12 protein-coding genes are annotated in these 14,939 nt (G+C 60.8%); 5 read left to right on the top strand and 7 right to left on the bottom strand.

The genetic code is table 11. The features are described 5' to 3' along the window. Positions 1-19: 19 nt before the first annotated feature. The 4 genes from ASE80_RS04605 to ASE80_RS04590 form a co-directional block, all read right to left on the bottom strand. Positions 20-1,060 carry an ABC transporter substrate-binding protein gene (locus tag ASE80_RS04605; RefSeq protein WP_056857860.1) on the bottom strand — a complete coding sequence of 347 codons (1,041 nt, stop codon included), beginning with the start codon at positions 1,058-1,060 and terminating at the stop codon, positions 20-22. 43 nt (positions 1,061-1,103) lie between these two features. Further along, positions 1,104-2,216 carry an ABC transporter ATP-binding protein gene (locus ASE80_RS04600; RefSeq protein ID WP_056857859.1) on the bottom strand — a complete coding sequence of 371 codons (1,113 nt, stop codon included), beginning with the start codon at positions 2,214-2,216 and terminating at the stop codon, positions 1,104-1,106. A gap of 337 nt (positions 2,217-2,553) precedes the next feature. Next, positions 2,554-3,183 (bottom strand): response regulator, encoded by a 630-nt coding sequence (locus ASE80_RS04595; protein ID WP_017138071.1) that lies wholly within the window; start codon positions 3,181-3,183, stop codon positions 2,554-2,556. An 18-nt stretch (positions 3,184-3,201) separates the two neighbouring features. Next, positions 3,202-5,196 carry a PAS domain-containing sensor histidine kinase gene (locus ASE80_RS04590; protein WP_056857858.1) on the bottom strand — a complete coding sequence of 665 codons (1,995 nt, stop codon included), beginning with the start codon at positions 5,194-5,196 and terminating at the stop codon, positions 3,202-3,204. A 77-nt stretch (positions 5,197-5,273) separates the two neighbouring features. Here ASE80_RS04590 and ASE80_RS04585 point away from each other — a divergent pair, with 77 nt between their 5' ends. Next, complete coding sequence (locus ASE80_RS04585) at positions 5,274-6,248, top strand: alpha/beta hydrolase family protein (RefSeq protein ID WP_056857857.1); 975 nt, start codon at positions 5,274-5,276, stop codon at positions 6,246-6,248. 64 nt (positions 6,249-6,312) lie between these two features. Here the strand turns inward: ASE80_RS04585 and ASE80_RS04580 are convergent, their stop codons facing one another. From ASE80_RS04580 to ASE80_RS04570, 3 genes are read right to left on the bottom strand one after another with little or no spacing between them, the layout of a single operon-like run. Further along, the gene (locus tag ASE80_RS04580; protein ID WP_056857856.1) at positions 6,313-7,080 is read right to left on the bottom strand and encodes a TerB family tellurite resistance protein; all 768 of its coding nucleotides are present in this window, start codon (positions 7,078-7,080) and stop codon (positions 6,313-6,315) included. A 1-nt stretch (position 7,081) separates the two neighbouring features. Next, a complete protein-coding gene (murU, locus tag ASE80_RS04575) occupies positions 7,082-7,759 on the bottom strand; it encodes an N-acetylmuramate alpha-1-phosphate uridylyltransferase MurU (protein ID WP_056857855.1) in 678 nt (225 codons plus the stop codon). Next, a complete protein-coding gene (locus tag ASE80_RS04570; RefSeq protein WP_056857854.1) occupies positions 7,756-8,781 on the bottom strand; it encodes an aminoglycoside phosphotransferase family protein in 1,026 nt (341 codons plus the stop codon). The genes murU and ASE80_RS04570 overlap by 4 nt, the downstream gene beginning before the upstream one ends. A gap of 130 nt (positions 8,782-8,911) precedes the next feature. Here ASE80_RS04570 and ASE80_RS04565 point away from each other — a divergent pair, with 130 nt between their 5' ends. The 4 genes from ASE80_RS04565 to rsmA are packed head-to-tail and all read left to right on the top strand — an operon-like array spanning position 8,912 to position 14,847. Next, on the top strand, positions 8,912-11,737 hold the full coding sequence (locus tag ASE80_RS04565) for an LPS-assembly protein LptD (protein ID WP_056857853.1): 2,826 nt from the start codon (positions 8,912-8,914) through the stop codon (positions 11,735-11,737). Continuing rightward, a complete protein-coding gene (locus ASE80_RS04560; RefSeq protein ID WP_017138064.1) occupies positions 11,712-13,052 on the top strand; it encodes a peptidylprolyl isomerase in 1,341 nt (446 codons plus the stop codon). Before ASE80_RS04565 ends, ASE80_RS04560 begins: the two co-directional genes overlap by 26 nt. After that, on the top strand, positions 13,049-14,038 hold the full coding sequence (gene pdxA, locus ASE80_RS04555; protein ID WP_056857852.1) for a 4-hydroxythreonine-4-phosphate dehydrogenase PdxA: 990 nt from the start codon (positions 13,049-13,051) through the stop codon (positions 14,036-14,038). The genes ASE80_RS04560 and pdxA overlap by 4 nt, the downstream gene beginning before the upstream one ends. Continuing rightward, positions 14,035-14,847, top strand: coding sequence for a 16S rRNA (adenine(1518)-N(6)/adenine(1519)-N(6))-dimethyltransferase RsmA (rsmA, locus tag ASE80_RS04550; RefSeq protein WP_056857851.1), 813 nt, complete (start codon positions 14,035-14,037; stop codon positions 14,845-14,847). The genes pdxA and rsmA overlap by 4 nt, the downstream gene beginning before the upstream one ends. Positions 14,848-14,939 lie beyond the last annotated feature (92 nt).

Raw genomic sequence — 14,939 nt, 5'->3', positions numbered from 1 at the left:
CACAGAGGAATATGCGGTGTTACCTGGCCGCCCAGGAATTGAAGCGCTGCTCGAGCTGCTCGCCGTTATCCGCCCAGAAGCTCACATCGATTTGCACCTGGTTGGCGATATTCTCCGGCGTGGTCGGCATGTCTTTCAGCACATCCTTGGCCAACAACGGTACGGCCTGGGTATTGGCCGGGCCGTAGGCGATGTTTTCCGAGTAGATCTTCTGCTGTTGCGGCTGCACCGAGAAGGCGATGAACTTCTTCGCTGCTTCGGCGCGATCCTTGGCCAGGCCTTTAGGGATGGCCCAGGCGTCAAAGTCGTAGATGCCGCCGTTCCACACCACTTTCAGGTTGCTTTCTTTTTGCACGGCAGCAATGCGGCCGTTGTAGGCCGAGCTCATGACCACATCACCCGAGGCCAGGTACTGCGGCGGTTGTGCACCGGCTTCCCACCACTGGATCGACGGTTTGAGTTCGTCGAGTTTCTTGAACGCGCGATCCTGGCCGTCTTTGCCAGCCAGCACTTTGTACACGTCTTTGGGGGCCACGCCGTCCGCCATCAAGGCGAATTCCAGGGTGTACTTAGCGCCTTTGCGCAGGCCGCGCTTGCCTGGGAATTTCTTGGTATCCCAGAAATCCGCCCAACTGGTCGGTGCGGTGGTCAGCTTGTCGGCGTTGTACGCCAGCACAGTGGACCACACAAAGAAGCCCACACCGCAGGGCTGAATCGCGCCTTTGACATAATCGGCGCTATTGCCGAACAGTTTCGGGTCGAGCGGTTCGAACATGTCTTCGTCACAGCCACGGGACAGTTCCGGCGACTCCACTTCCACCAAGTCCCACGACACGCTCTTGGTATCGACCATGGCTTTGACCTTGGCCATTTCGCCGTTGTACTCACCGGCGACGATCTTGCCATTGCCCGCGCTTTCCCACGGTGCGTAAAAGGCTTTGACCTGAGCCGCCTTGTTCGCGCCGCCGAAGGATACGACCGTCAGGTCCGGGCCTGCCATGGCCTGTGTCGCGCCCATCAAGCCAATGGCCAGGGCGGAATATTTAAGGGATCTCAACATTGTTGTTCTCTCCACGTGCAGGGTTGGTGAAGCCATGGGGCGATTAATTCGCCTCTAGAAGTGGGTCGAGTGCGCGAACGTGCTCGACTTGCCAGCCAATCGGTACCACGTCGCCGACCGCAAGCGCTGTATCCAGCTCAGCGATCGGTTGTTTCACAAAAAAATCGGCCTTGCCGCAGACTTCCAGGCGCACACGCACGTGGTCGCCCAGGTAGATAAATTCCGCCACCCGCCCAGAGAAGCGGTTGACGCAGGATTCACTGGAGCCATTGAGGCTGACGCGCTCCGGGCGTACTGACAGGGTCACCGGGCCGCCGAGCTGGCCGACATTCACTGCCAGCGCCTCAACCTTTTCACCGCGCGCCAACTCCACCACACAGCGATCGCCGGTATGGCTGTGCAGGCGGCCATTGAGGCGGTTGTTCTCGCCGATGAAGTTGGCGACGAAGGTATTTTTTGGCTCTTCGTACAGGGTGCGCGGCGCGGCGATCTGCTGGATCTCGCCCTGGTGGAACACCGCCACGCGGTCGGACATGGTCAAGGCTTCGCCCTGGTCGTGGGTCACGTACACCACGGTCACGCCGAGGCGCTGGTGCAGGTGCTTGATCTCCATCTGCATGTGTTCGCGCAGTTGTTTATCGAGGGCGCCGAGGGGTTCGTCCATCAACACCAGCTGCGGTTCGAACACCAGCGCCCGGGCCAAGGCCACGCGCTGTTGCTGACCGCCGGAGAGTTGCGCCGGGTAACGCTGGGCGAAGGCATCCAGCTGGACCATGCTCAGCACGCGTTTGACTCGCTCGCTGATATCGGTCTTGCTCAAGCCGCGCACCGACAAGGGGAATGCCAGGTTCTCTGCCACCGTCATGTGCGGGAACAGCGCGTAGTTCTGGAACACCATGCCGATGTCGCGTTTGTGCGGCGGCACATTGTTGATAGCGCGTCCGGCGAGCAAAATTTCCCCGGCCGTTGGCGTCTCGAAACCGGCGAGCATCATCAGGCTGGTGGTCTTGCCCGAACCGGACGGCCCGAGCAGGGTGAGGAACTCGCCCTTGCGAATCTCCAGGTTGAGGTCTTTGACGATCAGGTTCTCGCCGTCGTAGCTCTTCTGCACGCCACGAAAGCTGACCAGCACATCATTTGAATCCACCTCGCTCATACCCGCACCTTTTGTTTTGGACTGCTGTGGCACAAAGCGTAGTCCAGGCGCGAGCCCCCGGAAATCGGGGGCCAGGAGAGAATCACATCAGCCGGATGGAAGGTTGGGGGTAGGGATTGCCCTACACCGATGGCGGGCAGAGAACAGTGCGGCGGCAATCATCAGCGTCTGCCGGCAAAGCCTATGTCGTAAACAGATACGCGCACCTGGAGGAGCCCGGCTTGATCATTCCCTCGCTCCGCGTGGGAATGCAGCCCAGGACGCTCTGCGTCCCAAAGCGTGACGCAGAGCGTCACAAGAGGCGTTACCACGCGGAGCGTGGGAACGATCGAGGGGGTTACAAGAGTTTGTGTTCCATGGCGTATTTCACCAGTTCGGCCAGGGAGGTGATATGGAGCTTTTGCATCAACCGCGCCTTGTGGGTGCTGATGGTCTTGCTGCTCAGCGCCAGTTGCTGGGCGATATCGTTGACGTTGGCGCCCTGGGCCAGGCGCTCGAACACCGAGAACTCGCGCTCCGACAGTAATGAATGCAACGGCCGCGTATCGGTGAGGCCGACCTCAAAGACCATGCGGTCCGCCAAGTCCGGGTCGATGTAACGCCCGCCCGCCGCCACTTTGCGAATCGCCGTCAGTAACAGCGCCGGGTCACTGTCCTTGGTGGCATACCCCGCCGCCCCGACTTTCAGGGCGCGGGCAGCCATTTGCGCTTCATCGTGCATCGACAGCACCAGAATCGCGGGCGGGTTACTCAGTGCACGGATGCGCGCAATCGCTTCCAGGCCATTGACGCCCGGCATCGAGATATCCAGCAATACCACCTCACAGGCGATATGGCGCAAGGTCTCCAGCAACTGCTCGCCATTGCTGGCCTCGCCGACCACCAGCAGGTCTTTGGCCAGGCCAATCAATTGCTTGATGCCTTCACGAACAATGGTGTGGTCTTCGGCTACCAATACGCGAATCACAGGGGCTTGCTCCTATCGTTATGCATCCAACGGCACCGTGACACTCAACGTGGTGCCCTCCCCCAGCTCGCTGTGCAGGCTCAATTGCCCGCCCATCATCAGCACCCGCTCACGCATGCCGACTACGCCAAAGGACACCGGGCGGCCTGGGTTCTCGACGAAACCGACGCCGTCATCGCTGATGGTCAGCCGCAAGTCGGCGCTTTCCACTGTCAGGGTCAGTTCGACAGTATGCGCCTGGGCATGACGCATCACATTGGTCAGCGCCTCCTGCAGGATGCGGAACAGGCCAATTGCCTTGGCATCGCTGAGGGCCGGCAGGTTATCCGGGACTTGTACCAGACAGGGAATGTGCGTGCGCGCTTCGAAGCGGCGGGCTTGCCATTCAATCGCCGAGGCGATGCCAGCGTCGAGAATCGGCGGGCGTAGCGCGGTCGCCACATCCCGGACAAGCTGGAACAGCTGGGCGATCAGGCGTTTCATGCTGTTCAGTCGCTCGGTCAAGCCCGGGTCCAATTGCGCATAGGCCAGTTCGCACATCGACGTCTCCAGCTTGAGCACCGTGAGCATCTGACCCAACTCGTCATGCACTTCACGGGCGATACGCGCCTTTTCCTCTTCGCGCACGGTTTCGAGGTGGGCAGAGAGCTCGCGCAGCTGTGTTTCGCTTTGCTGCAAGGCGGCCACGTAACGACGGCGCTCGGTGACGTCGTTGAGATAAACCACCAGGTACTCGCCCTCGGCAAAGCGCAGGAAGCTCAACGACACGTCCGCCGGCAGGATGCTGCCGTCAGCACGCACGCAATCGGTGGCGAAGGTCTGCGGGCCCTCTTCGCTGGCACGCGCACGCTTCCATACGTCGAGCCAGCGGTCCATGTTCAAGGTCGGGTCAAAATCGATCAGCGGTCGCTCGATCAGCGCGCCGGCGGCGTAGCCCAGCATGGTTTCGGCGGCGCGGTTGGCGTAACGTACATGGCTGTCCCAATTGACCCAAAGAATGCCGACCGTACTTTGATCGATGGAGAACTGCGTCAGCCGCAACGCTTCGGCACCGGCCGCACGCGCGGCGCTTTCTTCCCGGGCGGCCAGTAAGCTGTGTTCCAGCACTCGCTGTTGACGGCGCTGCCAAAGCACCACGGCGAGGCTGGCGAGCAGGAGCATCATCAAGAGCAGGCTGAGGTTTTGCCACAGGCCCGGCGACTCCGTCAGCCGTGGGTATTTGGGTTGCAGCCAGCGGCTGTGCAATTGGTCGAGGTCGCGGGCGGGTATCGCGCGCAAGGCACTTTGCATGATGCTCGCCAGTTCCGGCCACTCACGGCGGGTGGCCACACGCAGCAATTGCGGCAGGCCGATATCGCCGACCACCGCCAGCCCGGCAAACTCCGCCTCGCCGGACAATCGGCTCAATTGCGCCTCATCCACCACGGCATAACGCGCCTGCTGGCTCACCAGCAATTGCAGGGCCTGGCGCTCCAGGGGCACGCCTTGCAGGTTGAGGTTGGGGTAATTGCTGCGCAGGTAATCGGCGACAGCGCTGGGCATGCGCACGGCGACGCGGGACAGCTCGTCAAGCTTTTCCAGCTCCACCGCGCCGCCGCCCTCGCGAATGCCGACGATATGCTGAGGCACGCGCATATAAGGGTCGCTGAATAACCACAGACGCAAGCCGGCCGGGGTTTGCTGCAGGCCCGGGGCGATATCCACCTCGCCATCGCGCACGGCAGCTTCCAGTTGCTCCTGGCTGGGGAAATTGCGCCAGGTCAGGTCGATATTCAGCGCTTTGGCCAGCCATTGCATCAACTCGACATTCGCCCCGGACAAGCGCTGCAGGCGCCGGTCGTATTGGGCGTACGGTGCTTGCAATACCACGCCCACGCGCAACTGCGGGTGCTGCGCCAACCATTCACGCTGCTGAGCATTGAGCTGCGCCTGCGGCGCGACAGGCGCAGGCGCGGCATTCGCCATCAAGGCAAAGCACACACAGCCGATAACCAGCAGACAGCGAAAACCCATGATCCACGTCTCACATCACTGACAAACACTGACCAACCCATTAGGCTGCTGGAATCACTTCTGGCCGGGAATTAACGATGCCCTTTACCCACCGTTCGGCACTGCCAGCATTGTGCCTATCGCTGCTATTTACCAGCGCCTTTTCTGTTCAAGCCGCCGACGCGCCTGCGCCCACCGCCGAAAAACCGGCTGAACGCCAACCGCTGCCCGAGCGCAGCCAGGAAGAAGCCAGCGCCCTGGAGCGTCAACTGCCGGCACAGGAACAGCAACAATTGCAGGCCGGCAGTGATTCATTCCTGGCCCTGTGGAAACCGGCCAACAGCGCCGAGCCTGAAGGTGTGGTGATTATTGTGCCGGGCGCCGGGGAAAGTGCCGATTGGCCACAAGCAATTGCGCCGCTGCGCCGCAAGTTACCCGATGCCGATTGGGGCACCCTGAGCCTGTCGTTGCCGGATGTGAACCTCGACACCTTGCCGCCTCGGGTCATGGAGTCGCCCAAAACAGCGGTCGACACCAGCAGCAAAGACGGCAGCACGGCCGCCAAACCGATCGAACAAGCCGCCAGCGCCGAAGCCGAAGGCACTGACCCGGCGGTGGTGCCGGGTGCTGATGAACAGGACAAAACCGACGCCAAGCGCATCTTTGATCGCATCGACGCCGCCGTTGCCTTTGCCCAAACCCAAAGCGCGCGCAGTGTGGTGCTGCTTGGCCACGGCACCGGCGCCTGGTGGGCCGCGCGCTACCTGAGCGAGAAACAGCCGTCCCAAGTGCAGAAGTTGGTGATGGTGGCCGGCAAGACGCCAGCGGCCAGGCAGCCGGACCTGCAAAAACTGGCGCCGGCGCTGAAAGTGCCGACGGCGGATGTGTACTACCAGGACGACGCTCAAGAGCGCAAAAACGCCCTGGAACGTATGCAGGCCGCCAAGCGGGGGAAGAATGACGGCTATAAACAGGTGTCGCTCAAGACTCTGCCGGGCAACAGTGCGGCTGAGCAAGAGCAGCTGTATCGGCGGGTTCGTGGGTGGTTGAGCCCGGAGCCGGCCTCCAACTGAGCCTGGCCTGGTCACCCGATCAACTGTGGGAGCTGGCTGGATTGTCACTTCCAAATTGACGTGACTATCGAAAGTCCCGCCGTTCGCGAATCAACGCATAAGCATTGTGCAGCTCGCGGGTACGTTCGGTGGCCTCACGCACTTGCGCCAGGCTCGCGCCACTGCCGGCGATCTTGTCCGGGTGATGGCGGCTGAGCAGTCGGCGATAGGCACGTTTGATCGCCGCCGGTTCGCTGGTGGACGTCACCCCCAGAATCCGCAACGCCTCCTGATACGACCCGCCACGACTGGCCAATGGCTTGCGTTCGGGGGCGTAATCAGACGCCAGCGCCTGCAGCTGTTGCGGCGTCCACCCCAGCCACTTGCCCCACAAGTCAATCAGGTCGCGTTCGGCGTCATCGGCCCTGCCGTCCGCCCAGGCCATGCGCCAGCATGCACGCAACACACCTTCTGCCGCATGGGGTTGGGCTTTGAGTACGCGCAGGTAATTGCGCATTCGGTCGGATCCCGACTTGCCACGATTGAACGCGATAATCGCCCGACGCTGGGCCGGCTCGCTCATGTCCAGCGAGCGCATCTCCTGGCGCGCCTGCTGAATATGCCCATCCACCACCCGGCCATTACTCTTGGCCAGGCGCCCCAACAACACAAACAGCAATTCGTCGTTGCGCAACGCCGGGCGCCCGCCCAGGCGCTCGCGCAATTGCGCCCAGCTGTGCAACTGCAGGCGGCGATCCAGTGCCTGCCCCAGCAATGCGCCCAACAAGGCCCCCGGAATACTGGCAATGGCAAAGCCAGCCCCGGCACCGATCAGTGTCCCTGGCCACAACATCTTATTGCCCCGCAGTCAGCAAGGTTTCAACCTGTGCCAGACGCTCCAGCGTGCCGACATCAATCCAGCGTCCTGTCATGTGCTCTCCCGTTACCAGACCTTTGGTCATGGCCTTCCGCAACAGCGGCGCCAGTTTGAAGGCACCGGCGCTGCAGCCCGCAAACAACTGTGGGTCGAGCACTGAAATGCCACTGAAGGTCAGGTTATCGGCACCGGGCGCGGCATCATGAAGCAGACCGTTGTCCAAATAAAAGTCGCCTCCCGTTGGCGCATGGGCAGGCATGTCGACCATGACCAAGTGGGCAAGCCCTTCCAGCGCCTTGTTGTGCAGACTGGCGAAATCAAAGTCCGTCCAGATATCGCCGTTGACCAACAGGAAAGGCTCGTCGCCCAGCAGCGGCAATGCCTTGAAAATCCCGCCGCCGGTTTCCAGTGGCTCGCCCTCGGCTGAATACTGAATGCGCAAGCCAAACTGCGCACCATCACCCAGGTAGCTTTCAATCTGTTGGCCGAGCCAGGCATGGTTGATCACGATATCGGTGAAGCCGGCCTTGGCCAGCGCCTCCAGGTGATACTCGATCAAACGCTTGCCGCCCGCCTCCACCAGCGGTTTGGGCGTGTGCAACGTGAGCGGACGCATCCGCTCACCTTTGCCGGCGGCCAGGATCATGGCCTTCATACACGCACCTCAGCCGGTTCACGCAGGCTGGCGAGCAACTCACCCAACTCGTCCAGCTCAGACCGGTCGGCCAGTACGTCTTCTATATAAGCAAAGAAACGCGGCACGTCGGCCAGGTAGCGTGGCTTGCCGTCGCGATGGCAGATGCGCGCAAAAATGCCGATGACCTTGAGGTGGCGCTGCACGCCCATCAGGTCACTGGCCCGCAGGAACTCCTCGAAATCGGTCTGCACCGGGATGCCCAACGCGCCGGCACGCGCCCAGTAGCCGCGCTGCCACTCGCGCACGCGGGCCTTGGGCCAGCTGAGAAACGCGTCCTTGAACAGACACGTGATGTCATAGGTAACCGGGCCGTAGACCGCGTCCTGGAAATCCAGCACGCCGGGGTTCGGCTCGCTGATCATCAGGTTGCGCGGCATATAGTCGCGATGCACCAGCACTTTGGGCTGGGTCAGGGCACTGTCGATCAGGTGATCGCTGACACGTTGCCACAGGGCCTGCTGCCGGGTGTCGAATTCGATACCCAAATGCCGGCGCACGTACCACTCCGGAAACAATTCCAGCTCACGGCGCAACAAGGCCACGTCATAGCTGGGCAGCGGTGCGTCCATCGGCAATTGCTGAAAAGCCAGCAATGCATCGATGGCATCGGCGAACAATTCGTCGGCGTTTTGTTCGTCAATCACGTCCAGATAGGTTTTTCTGCCCAGGTCATTAAGCAAAAGAAAGCCGCGCGGCAAATCTTCTGCATAAATTTTTGGCACATTTATTCCCGATTTCGCGAGTAAATCAGCGATATCGACGAAAGGTTTGCAGTTTTCCTGGGGCGGTGGAGCGTCCATGACGACGAACGTGCGACCACCGCCCTCCCAGCGGAAATAACGCCTGAAACTCGCGTCGCTGCTGGCCGCGGTCAATGTGGCCGGAGGTACGACACCCCAGTCCTGAGCGTTGAAAAGGATCGGCAACTGCTCATCCAGCCAAACTTTCAGCTGTTGTAAACGTAGATCTTGCTCGGGCATTACAAGGGTCTCCGACGGCGCTAGCCGTCAAGCGGGTCATGCTTTATTATCACGCATCTTTTTCAGACCATCGAGAGGCGTGCGGCCCAAACCGCGGGCAGATGGCACGCAGGAAGCCCGGACTAATAAGATGGCATTGAAATCCCCCGCGTTTCGTAGAAAATTTCCGTTGCTGGTAACCGGCAGTCTGCTGGCCATGCAACCTTTCGCCACCTCATTCGTGGTCGCCGCGGAACAGTATGACTGCTCAGTCTCTGCTTCGGGTGCCTGGGATTGCGCGCCAAAAACCGCCGCAGCCCCATTACCACCGCGCCCGGTGCACGACGGTGCAGCCGTCAGCGCCGCTGGCAGCACGGCGCAAGCCGATGCTGGCGGCAGTGCTGCGGCCGAGCCGAAGACCACCCTGGTCACCGAGTCCAAGGGCCGTGGCCTGCGTTCGCGCAGTGCCGACTACAGCCACCTGGACTGGGTGCCTCGCGACAAGCTTACCGCAGCCCAACTGGCTGAGACCGGCCCGTATTGCTCCGGCGCGTATATCGAGCCGACCCGTCCTGGCATGAACGACAAGACGGACAAAAGCGATTCGCCGACCTTCATCGGTGCCAAGGTGTCTCGCTACGAGCAGGAACAGCAGGTTGCGACCCTGGCCGGTGACGTCGTCATGCGCCAGGGCAGCATGCAGCTGGAGGCTCAGGAAGCCAACCTGTACCAGGCCGAGAACCGTGGCGAGCTGAACGGCGATGTGCGTCTGCGCGACAACGGTGCCCTGATCGTCGGCGACCACGCCGAGGTGCAGCTCGATACCGGTGCGGCCCAGATCGACAACGCCGAATACGTGCTGCACAAGTCGCGTGTTCGCGGTAACGCGCTGTACGCCAAACGTGCGGAAAACGCGATCATCCGTCTCAAGGACGGTACGTACACCACCTGCGAGCCGGACAGCAACGCCTGGCAGCTCAAGGGCAACAACATCACGTTGAACCCGGCCACCGGTTTCGGTACGGCCACCAACGCGACGTTGCGGATCAAGAACATCCCGATCCTCTACACCCCGTACATCTACTTCCCGATCGACGACCGTCGTCAATCCGGCTTCCTGCCGCCAAGCTTCAGCACCGGCAGCGAAACCGGCTTTACCCTGATTACGCCGTATTACTTCAACCTGGCGCCAAACTACGACGCCACGTTGTACCCGCAATACATGACCAAACGCGGCTTGATGATGGAAGGCGAATTCCGCTACCTCACCAAGTCCAGCGAAGGGCAGTTCGGCGGCGCGTATCTGAACGACGACAGCGACGAACGCAAGAAACAGACCGATTACGAAAAAACCCGTTACATGCTCAATTGGCAGCATAAAGGCGGGCTTGATTCGCGACTGACGACACTGGTTGACTACACCAAGATCAGCGATCCGTACTTTTACCAGGATCTGAAAACCAACCAGGAAGGCGTTCAAGCTCAGGACTTCGTGAACCAACAGGGTGCCTTGACCTATCGCGGCGATTCCTACCAGGCGCGCTTGAACGTCCAGGCTTATCAGTTGGCGACCGTTTCGCAGATCACCCCGTATGACCGTCTGCCGCAGCTGACCTTCAACGGCATGTTGCCTTACCATCCTGGTGGCGTAGATTTCGCTTATGAAACCGAGGCTGTAAGGTTTGATCGGGATCTCGAGACCGGCAACTACACGGAAAAAGACGGCGGCCCATTCAATCCGTTCCCACAGGCAAATGGCACGCCTCGCCTGGACACCTTTGTATTGGGCTTGAACCGTGCAAACGGTACGCGCCTGAACCTGGCTCCAAGCATTTCCCTGCCGATGACCGCGACCTACGGCTACATCACGCCGAAGCTCAAGTACGTGTACACCAAGTATGATCTTGACCTGGACGGCACCGGCAAAAATGACCTGGTGACCAACCGCCTCGGCGCCTCGGCGCTGGGTGAGAGCTTCAACAGCTCACAGGATCGCGCAGTTCCAATCGCCAGCATCGACAGCGGCCTGTATTTCGACCGCAATACCCAATGGTTCGGCGAAAACTACCGCCAGACCCTTGAACCGCGCATGTTCTATCTCTACGTCCCAGAGAAAGATCAGAAGAACATTCCGGTGTTCGATACCAGCGAAAACGTGTTCAGCTACTCCTCGCTGTTCCGGGATAACCGTTTCTCCGGTTCGGACCGTATCGGCGACGAGAACAAACTGTCGTTTGGCTTGACCAGCCGCTGGATTCAAGAAAACGGCTTTGAGCGTCAACGCGCATCCATCGGCCAGGCGGTCTACTTCAAGGATCGTGAAGTTCAATTGCCGGGCATTGATGCCGCGACACGTGATGACGCTCATTCGAACGTCTCGCCGATCGCCTTGGAATACGAGTTCCGCTTCAACCGCGACTGGCGCGCCACTGCCGACTATAACTGGGATACCGAAAGCCACAGTCCTCGTTCCGGCAGCGCGATGTTCCACTACCAGCCGGAAGACAACCCGAACAAGGTTATCAACCTCGGCTATCGCTATCGCAACGACCAGGTGGTCTACAACCAACTGACCGGCAAATGGCAGTTCGGTGGCGATTTCGGCACCGAAGGCCAGCCTGGGTTCGTGAAGGATTACTACAAAATCCAGCAACACGACTTCTCGATGATGTGGCCGATCATTCCGCAGTGGAACCTGATCACCCGCTGGCAGTATGACTATGCCCGCAACCGCACTCTGGAAGCCTTCGGTGGTTTCGAGTACGACAACTGCTGCTGGAAACTGCGCGTGATCAACCGTTATTGGGTTTCCAACGACGAATACACTCAGATCGCCCCACAGAACGAAAAGGGTGACCACGGGCTCTTCTTCCAGATCGTCCTCAAAGGACTCGGCGGCCTGACCGGCGCCAAGGTAGAGAGCTTCCTCGACAAAGGCATTGAAGGTTATCGTGAACGTGAAGACCAAGCTTTCTGATTGCTTGCGCCCGCTAGTACTGGGCGCGCTGTTCCTGGGGGCCGCATCGGCGCACGCTGCGGTTCAACAGCTGGACAAGGTAGTGGCCATCGTCGATAACGACGTGATCATGCAGAGCCAACTCGACCAACGGGTCAAGGAAGTTCAGCAAACCATCGCCAAACGTGGCGGCGGCGTACCGCCTACCAGCGTGCTGGACCCTCAGGTACTTGAGCGCTTGATCGTCGAAAACCTGCAACTGCAGATCGGCGAGCGCTCCGGCATCCGTATTTCGGACGAAGAACTGAACCAGGCCGTCGGCACCATCGCTCAGCGCAATAACATGAGCATTGACCAGTTCAAGGCTGCCCTGGCCCACGATGGTTTGTCTTATGAAGACGCCCGTGACCAGATCAAGCGTGAAATGATCATCAGCCGTGTGCGTCAGCGCCGTGTAGCGGAGCGGGTTCAGGTGTCTGAGCAGGAAGTGAAGAACTTCCTGGCCTCGGACCTCGGCAAGATGCAGCTCTCCGAAGAGCTGCATCTGGCCAATATCCTGGTTCCCACCCCGGACAGCGCCAGCTCCGAGCAACTCAATGCCGCTGCGGCGAAAACCCAGGCTATTTATGATCGCCTGAAAGCCGGTGCTGACTTTGCCCAGACGGCCATCGCCATGTCCGGCAGCGACAACGCCCTGGACGGCGGTGACATGGGCTGGCGTAAAGCCGCGCAACTGCCACCTCCGTTCGACCGTGAGCTGAGCGCCATGAATGTGGGTGAAATCACCCAGCCAGCGCGTACGCCAGGCGGTTTCATCATCCTCAAGTTGCTCGGCAAACGCGGCGGCGAGACCTCGCTGAAAGACGAAGTGCATGTTCGTCACATCCTGGTCAAACCAAGCGAAATCCGCACCGAGGCGCAAACCAAGGAACTGGCCCAGAAGATCTATGACCGCATCGAAGGCGGTGAAGACTTCGCTACCCTGGCCAAGAGTTTCTCGGAAGACCCGGGTTCGGCCCTTAACGGTGGCGACCTGAACTGGATCGACCCGAAAGCGCTGGTGCCGGAGTTCCAGGACGTCATGGCCAAGACCCCGCAAGGCGTTCTGTCCAAGCCGTTCAAGACCCAATATGGCTGGCACGTCCTGGAAGTCCTTGGCCGTCGCGCCACCGACAACACCACCCAGGCCCGCGAGCAACAAGCCCTGACCGTGCTGCGTAACCGCAAGTACGACGAAGAGCTGCAAACCTGGTTGCGTCAGATCCGTGACGAAGCCTACGTAGAGAACAAGCTGCCAGGCGCCGAGCAAACAGGCACCGACCAGGCAGCACAGTGAAACCCCAGCGTTTCGCGGTAACACCCGGCGAGCCGGCCGGCATTGGTCCAGACCTGTGCCTGCTGCTCGCCTCGCACCCTCAGCCACACCCCCTGATTGCCATTACCAGCCGCGACCTGCTCCTTGAGCGGGCCGCGCAACTGGGTGTGGCTGTCACCTTGCTGGACGTGGCGCCGGGCAACTGGCCCGACCTGCCCGCCCCGGCCGGCAGCCTGTATGTGTGGAACACGCCGCTGGCAGCCAAGGTGGTAGCCGGGCAACTGGACAAGGCCAACGCGGCGTTTGTACTGGAAACCCTGACGCGTGCCGGCCAAGGCTGCATCGACGGCGACTTCGCCGGCATGATCACCGCCCCGGTGCATAAAGGCGTGATCAACGAATCCGGCATTGCCTTTTCCGGCCATACGGAATTCCTCGCCGAGCTGACCCATACCGAACAAGTCGTGATGATGCTGGCCACGCGCGGCCTGCGGGTTGCGCTGGTAACCACGCACCTGCCGTTGCGCGATATCGCCGATGCCATCACTGCCGAGCGTGTTGAGCGCGTCACACGCATCCTGCACGCCGACCTGCAACAGAAATTCGGCATTGCCCAACCGCGCATCCTGGTCTGCGGGCTCAACCCGCATGCCGGTGAAGGCGGTCATTTGGGCCATGAAGAAATCGACATCATTGAACCGACATTAGAGCGCCTGCGCCAAGAAGGCATGGACCTGCGTGGCCCATTGCCTGCAGACACTCTGTTTACCCCCAAATATCTGGAGCACTGCGACGCAGTGCTGGCGATGTACCATGACCAGGGGCTGCCCGTGCTGAAGTACAAAGGCTTCGGCGCCGCAGTCAACGTGACACTGGGCCTGCCGATCATCCGCACCTCCGTCGACCATGGCACCGCCCTGGACCTGGCGGGCAGCGGCAAGATCGATACCGGCAGCCTGCACGTGGCCCTGGAAACCGCCTATCAGATGGCCGAGACCCGTATATGACTGAGCATTACCAACACCGGGCGCGCAAGCGTTTCGGGCAAAACTTCCTGCACGACGCTGGCGTGATCGACCGTATCCTGCGCTCCATCCATGCCAAGCCAGAAGACCGCTTGCTGGAAATCGGCCCGGGCCAGGGCGCCTTGACCCAAGGCCTGCTCAACAGTGGCGGCCAGTTGGACGTGGTGGAGCTGGACAAGGACCTGATCCCGATCCTCAACCAGCAATTTGCCGGCATGCCCAACTTTAACCTGCACCAGGGCGACGCGCTGAAGTTTGACTTCAACAGCCTCAACGCTGCGCCCAACAGCCTGCGCGTGGTCGGCAACCTGCCGTACAACATCTCCACACCGCTGATTTTTCACCTGCTGAACAACGCCGGGATCATCCGCGACATGCACTTCATGCTGCAAAAGGAAGTGGTTGAGCGTTTGGCCGCAGGCCCAGGTGGGGGTGATTGGGGCCGTCTGTCGATCATGGTTCAGTACCATTGCCGCGTAGAGCACCTGTTCAACGTCGGTCCTGGCGCCTTTAACCCGCCGCCGAAGGTCGACTCGGCCATCGTGCGCCTGGTGCCGCACGCGGTGCTGCCGCACCCGGCCAAGGACCACAAGCTGCTGGAGCGCGTGGTACGCGAAGCGTTCAACCAACGCCGCAAGACCTTGCGCAACACGCTCAAGGCGCTGTTGAGCAATGCCGAGATCGAAGCCGCCGGCGTCGACGGCGGCCTGCGCCCCGAGCAACTGGACCTGGCCGCATTTGTGCGCCTGGCCGATCAGCTTGCGATCCAGCCCGCGCCAACCGTGGAATAAGCTGCAACTCGATACCCCTGTGGGAGCGGGCTTGCTCGCGAATGCGCAGTGTCAGTCACCGAATGTGTAACTGATGCACCGCCTTCGCGAGC

Origin of the sequence: Pseudomonas sp. Leaf15 (assembly GCF_001421425.1) — a bacterium.
In the GTDB taxonomy this organism is placed as follows: Bacteria; Pseudomonadota; Gammaproteobacteria; order Pseudomonadales; family Pseudomonadaceae; genus Aquipseudomonas; species Aquipseudomonas salomonii.
Note: the sequence above shows the minus strand (reverse complement) of the source record. Positions and strands in the feature narration are given on the sequence as shown.

Coding starts and splice junctions, on each gene's coding strand:
- ASE80_RS04605 (WP_056857860.1), bottom strand. CDS start 1,060: ATGTTGAGATCCCTTAAATATTCCGCCCTGGCCATTGGCTTGATGGGC.
- ASE80_RS04600 (WP_056857859.1), bottom strand. CDS start 2,216: ATGAGCGAGGTGGATTCAAATGATGTGCTGGTCAGCTTTCGTGGCGTG.
- ASE80_RS04590 (WP_056857858.1), bottom strand. CDS start 5,196: ATGGGTTTTCGCTGTCTGCTGGTTATCGGCTGTGTGTGCTTTGCCTTG.
- ASE80_RS04585 (WP_056857857.1), top strand. CDS start 5,274: ATGCCCTTTACCCACCGTTCGGCACTGCCAGCATTGTGCCTATCGCTG.
- ASE80_RS04580 (WP_056857856.1), bottom strand. CDS start 7,080: ATGTTGTGGCCAGGGACACTGATCGGTGCCGGGGCTGGCTTTGCCATT.
- murU (WP_056857855.1), bottom strand. CDS start 7,759: ATGAAGGCCATGATCCTGGCCGCCGGCAAAGGTGAGCGGATGCGTCCG.
- ASE80_RS04570 (WP_056857854.1), bottom strand. CDS start 8,781: ATGCCCGAGCAAGATCTACGTTTACAACAGCTGAAAGTTTGGCTGGAT.
- ASE80_RS04565 (WP_056857853.1), top strand. CDS start 8,912: ATGGCATTGAAATCCCCCGCGTTTCGTAGAAAATTTCCGTTGCTGGTA.
- rsmA (WP_056857851.1), top strand. CDS start 14,035: ATGACTGAGCATTACCAACACCGGGCGCGCAAGCGTTTCGGGCAAAAC.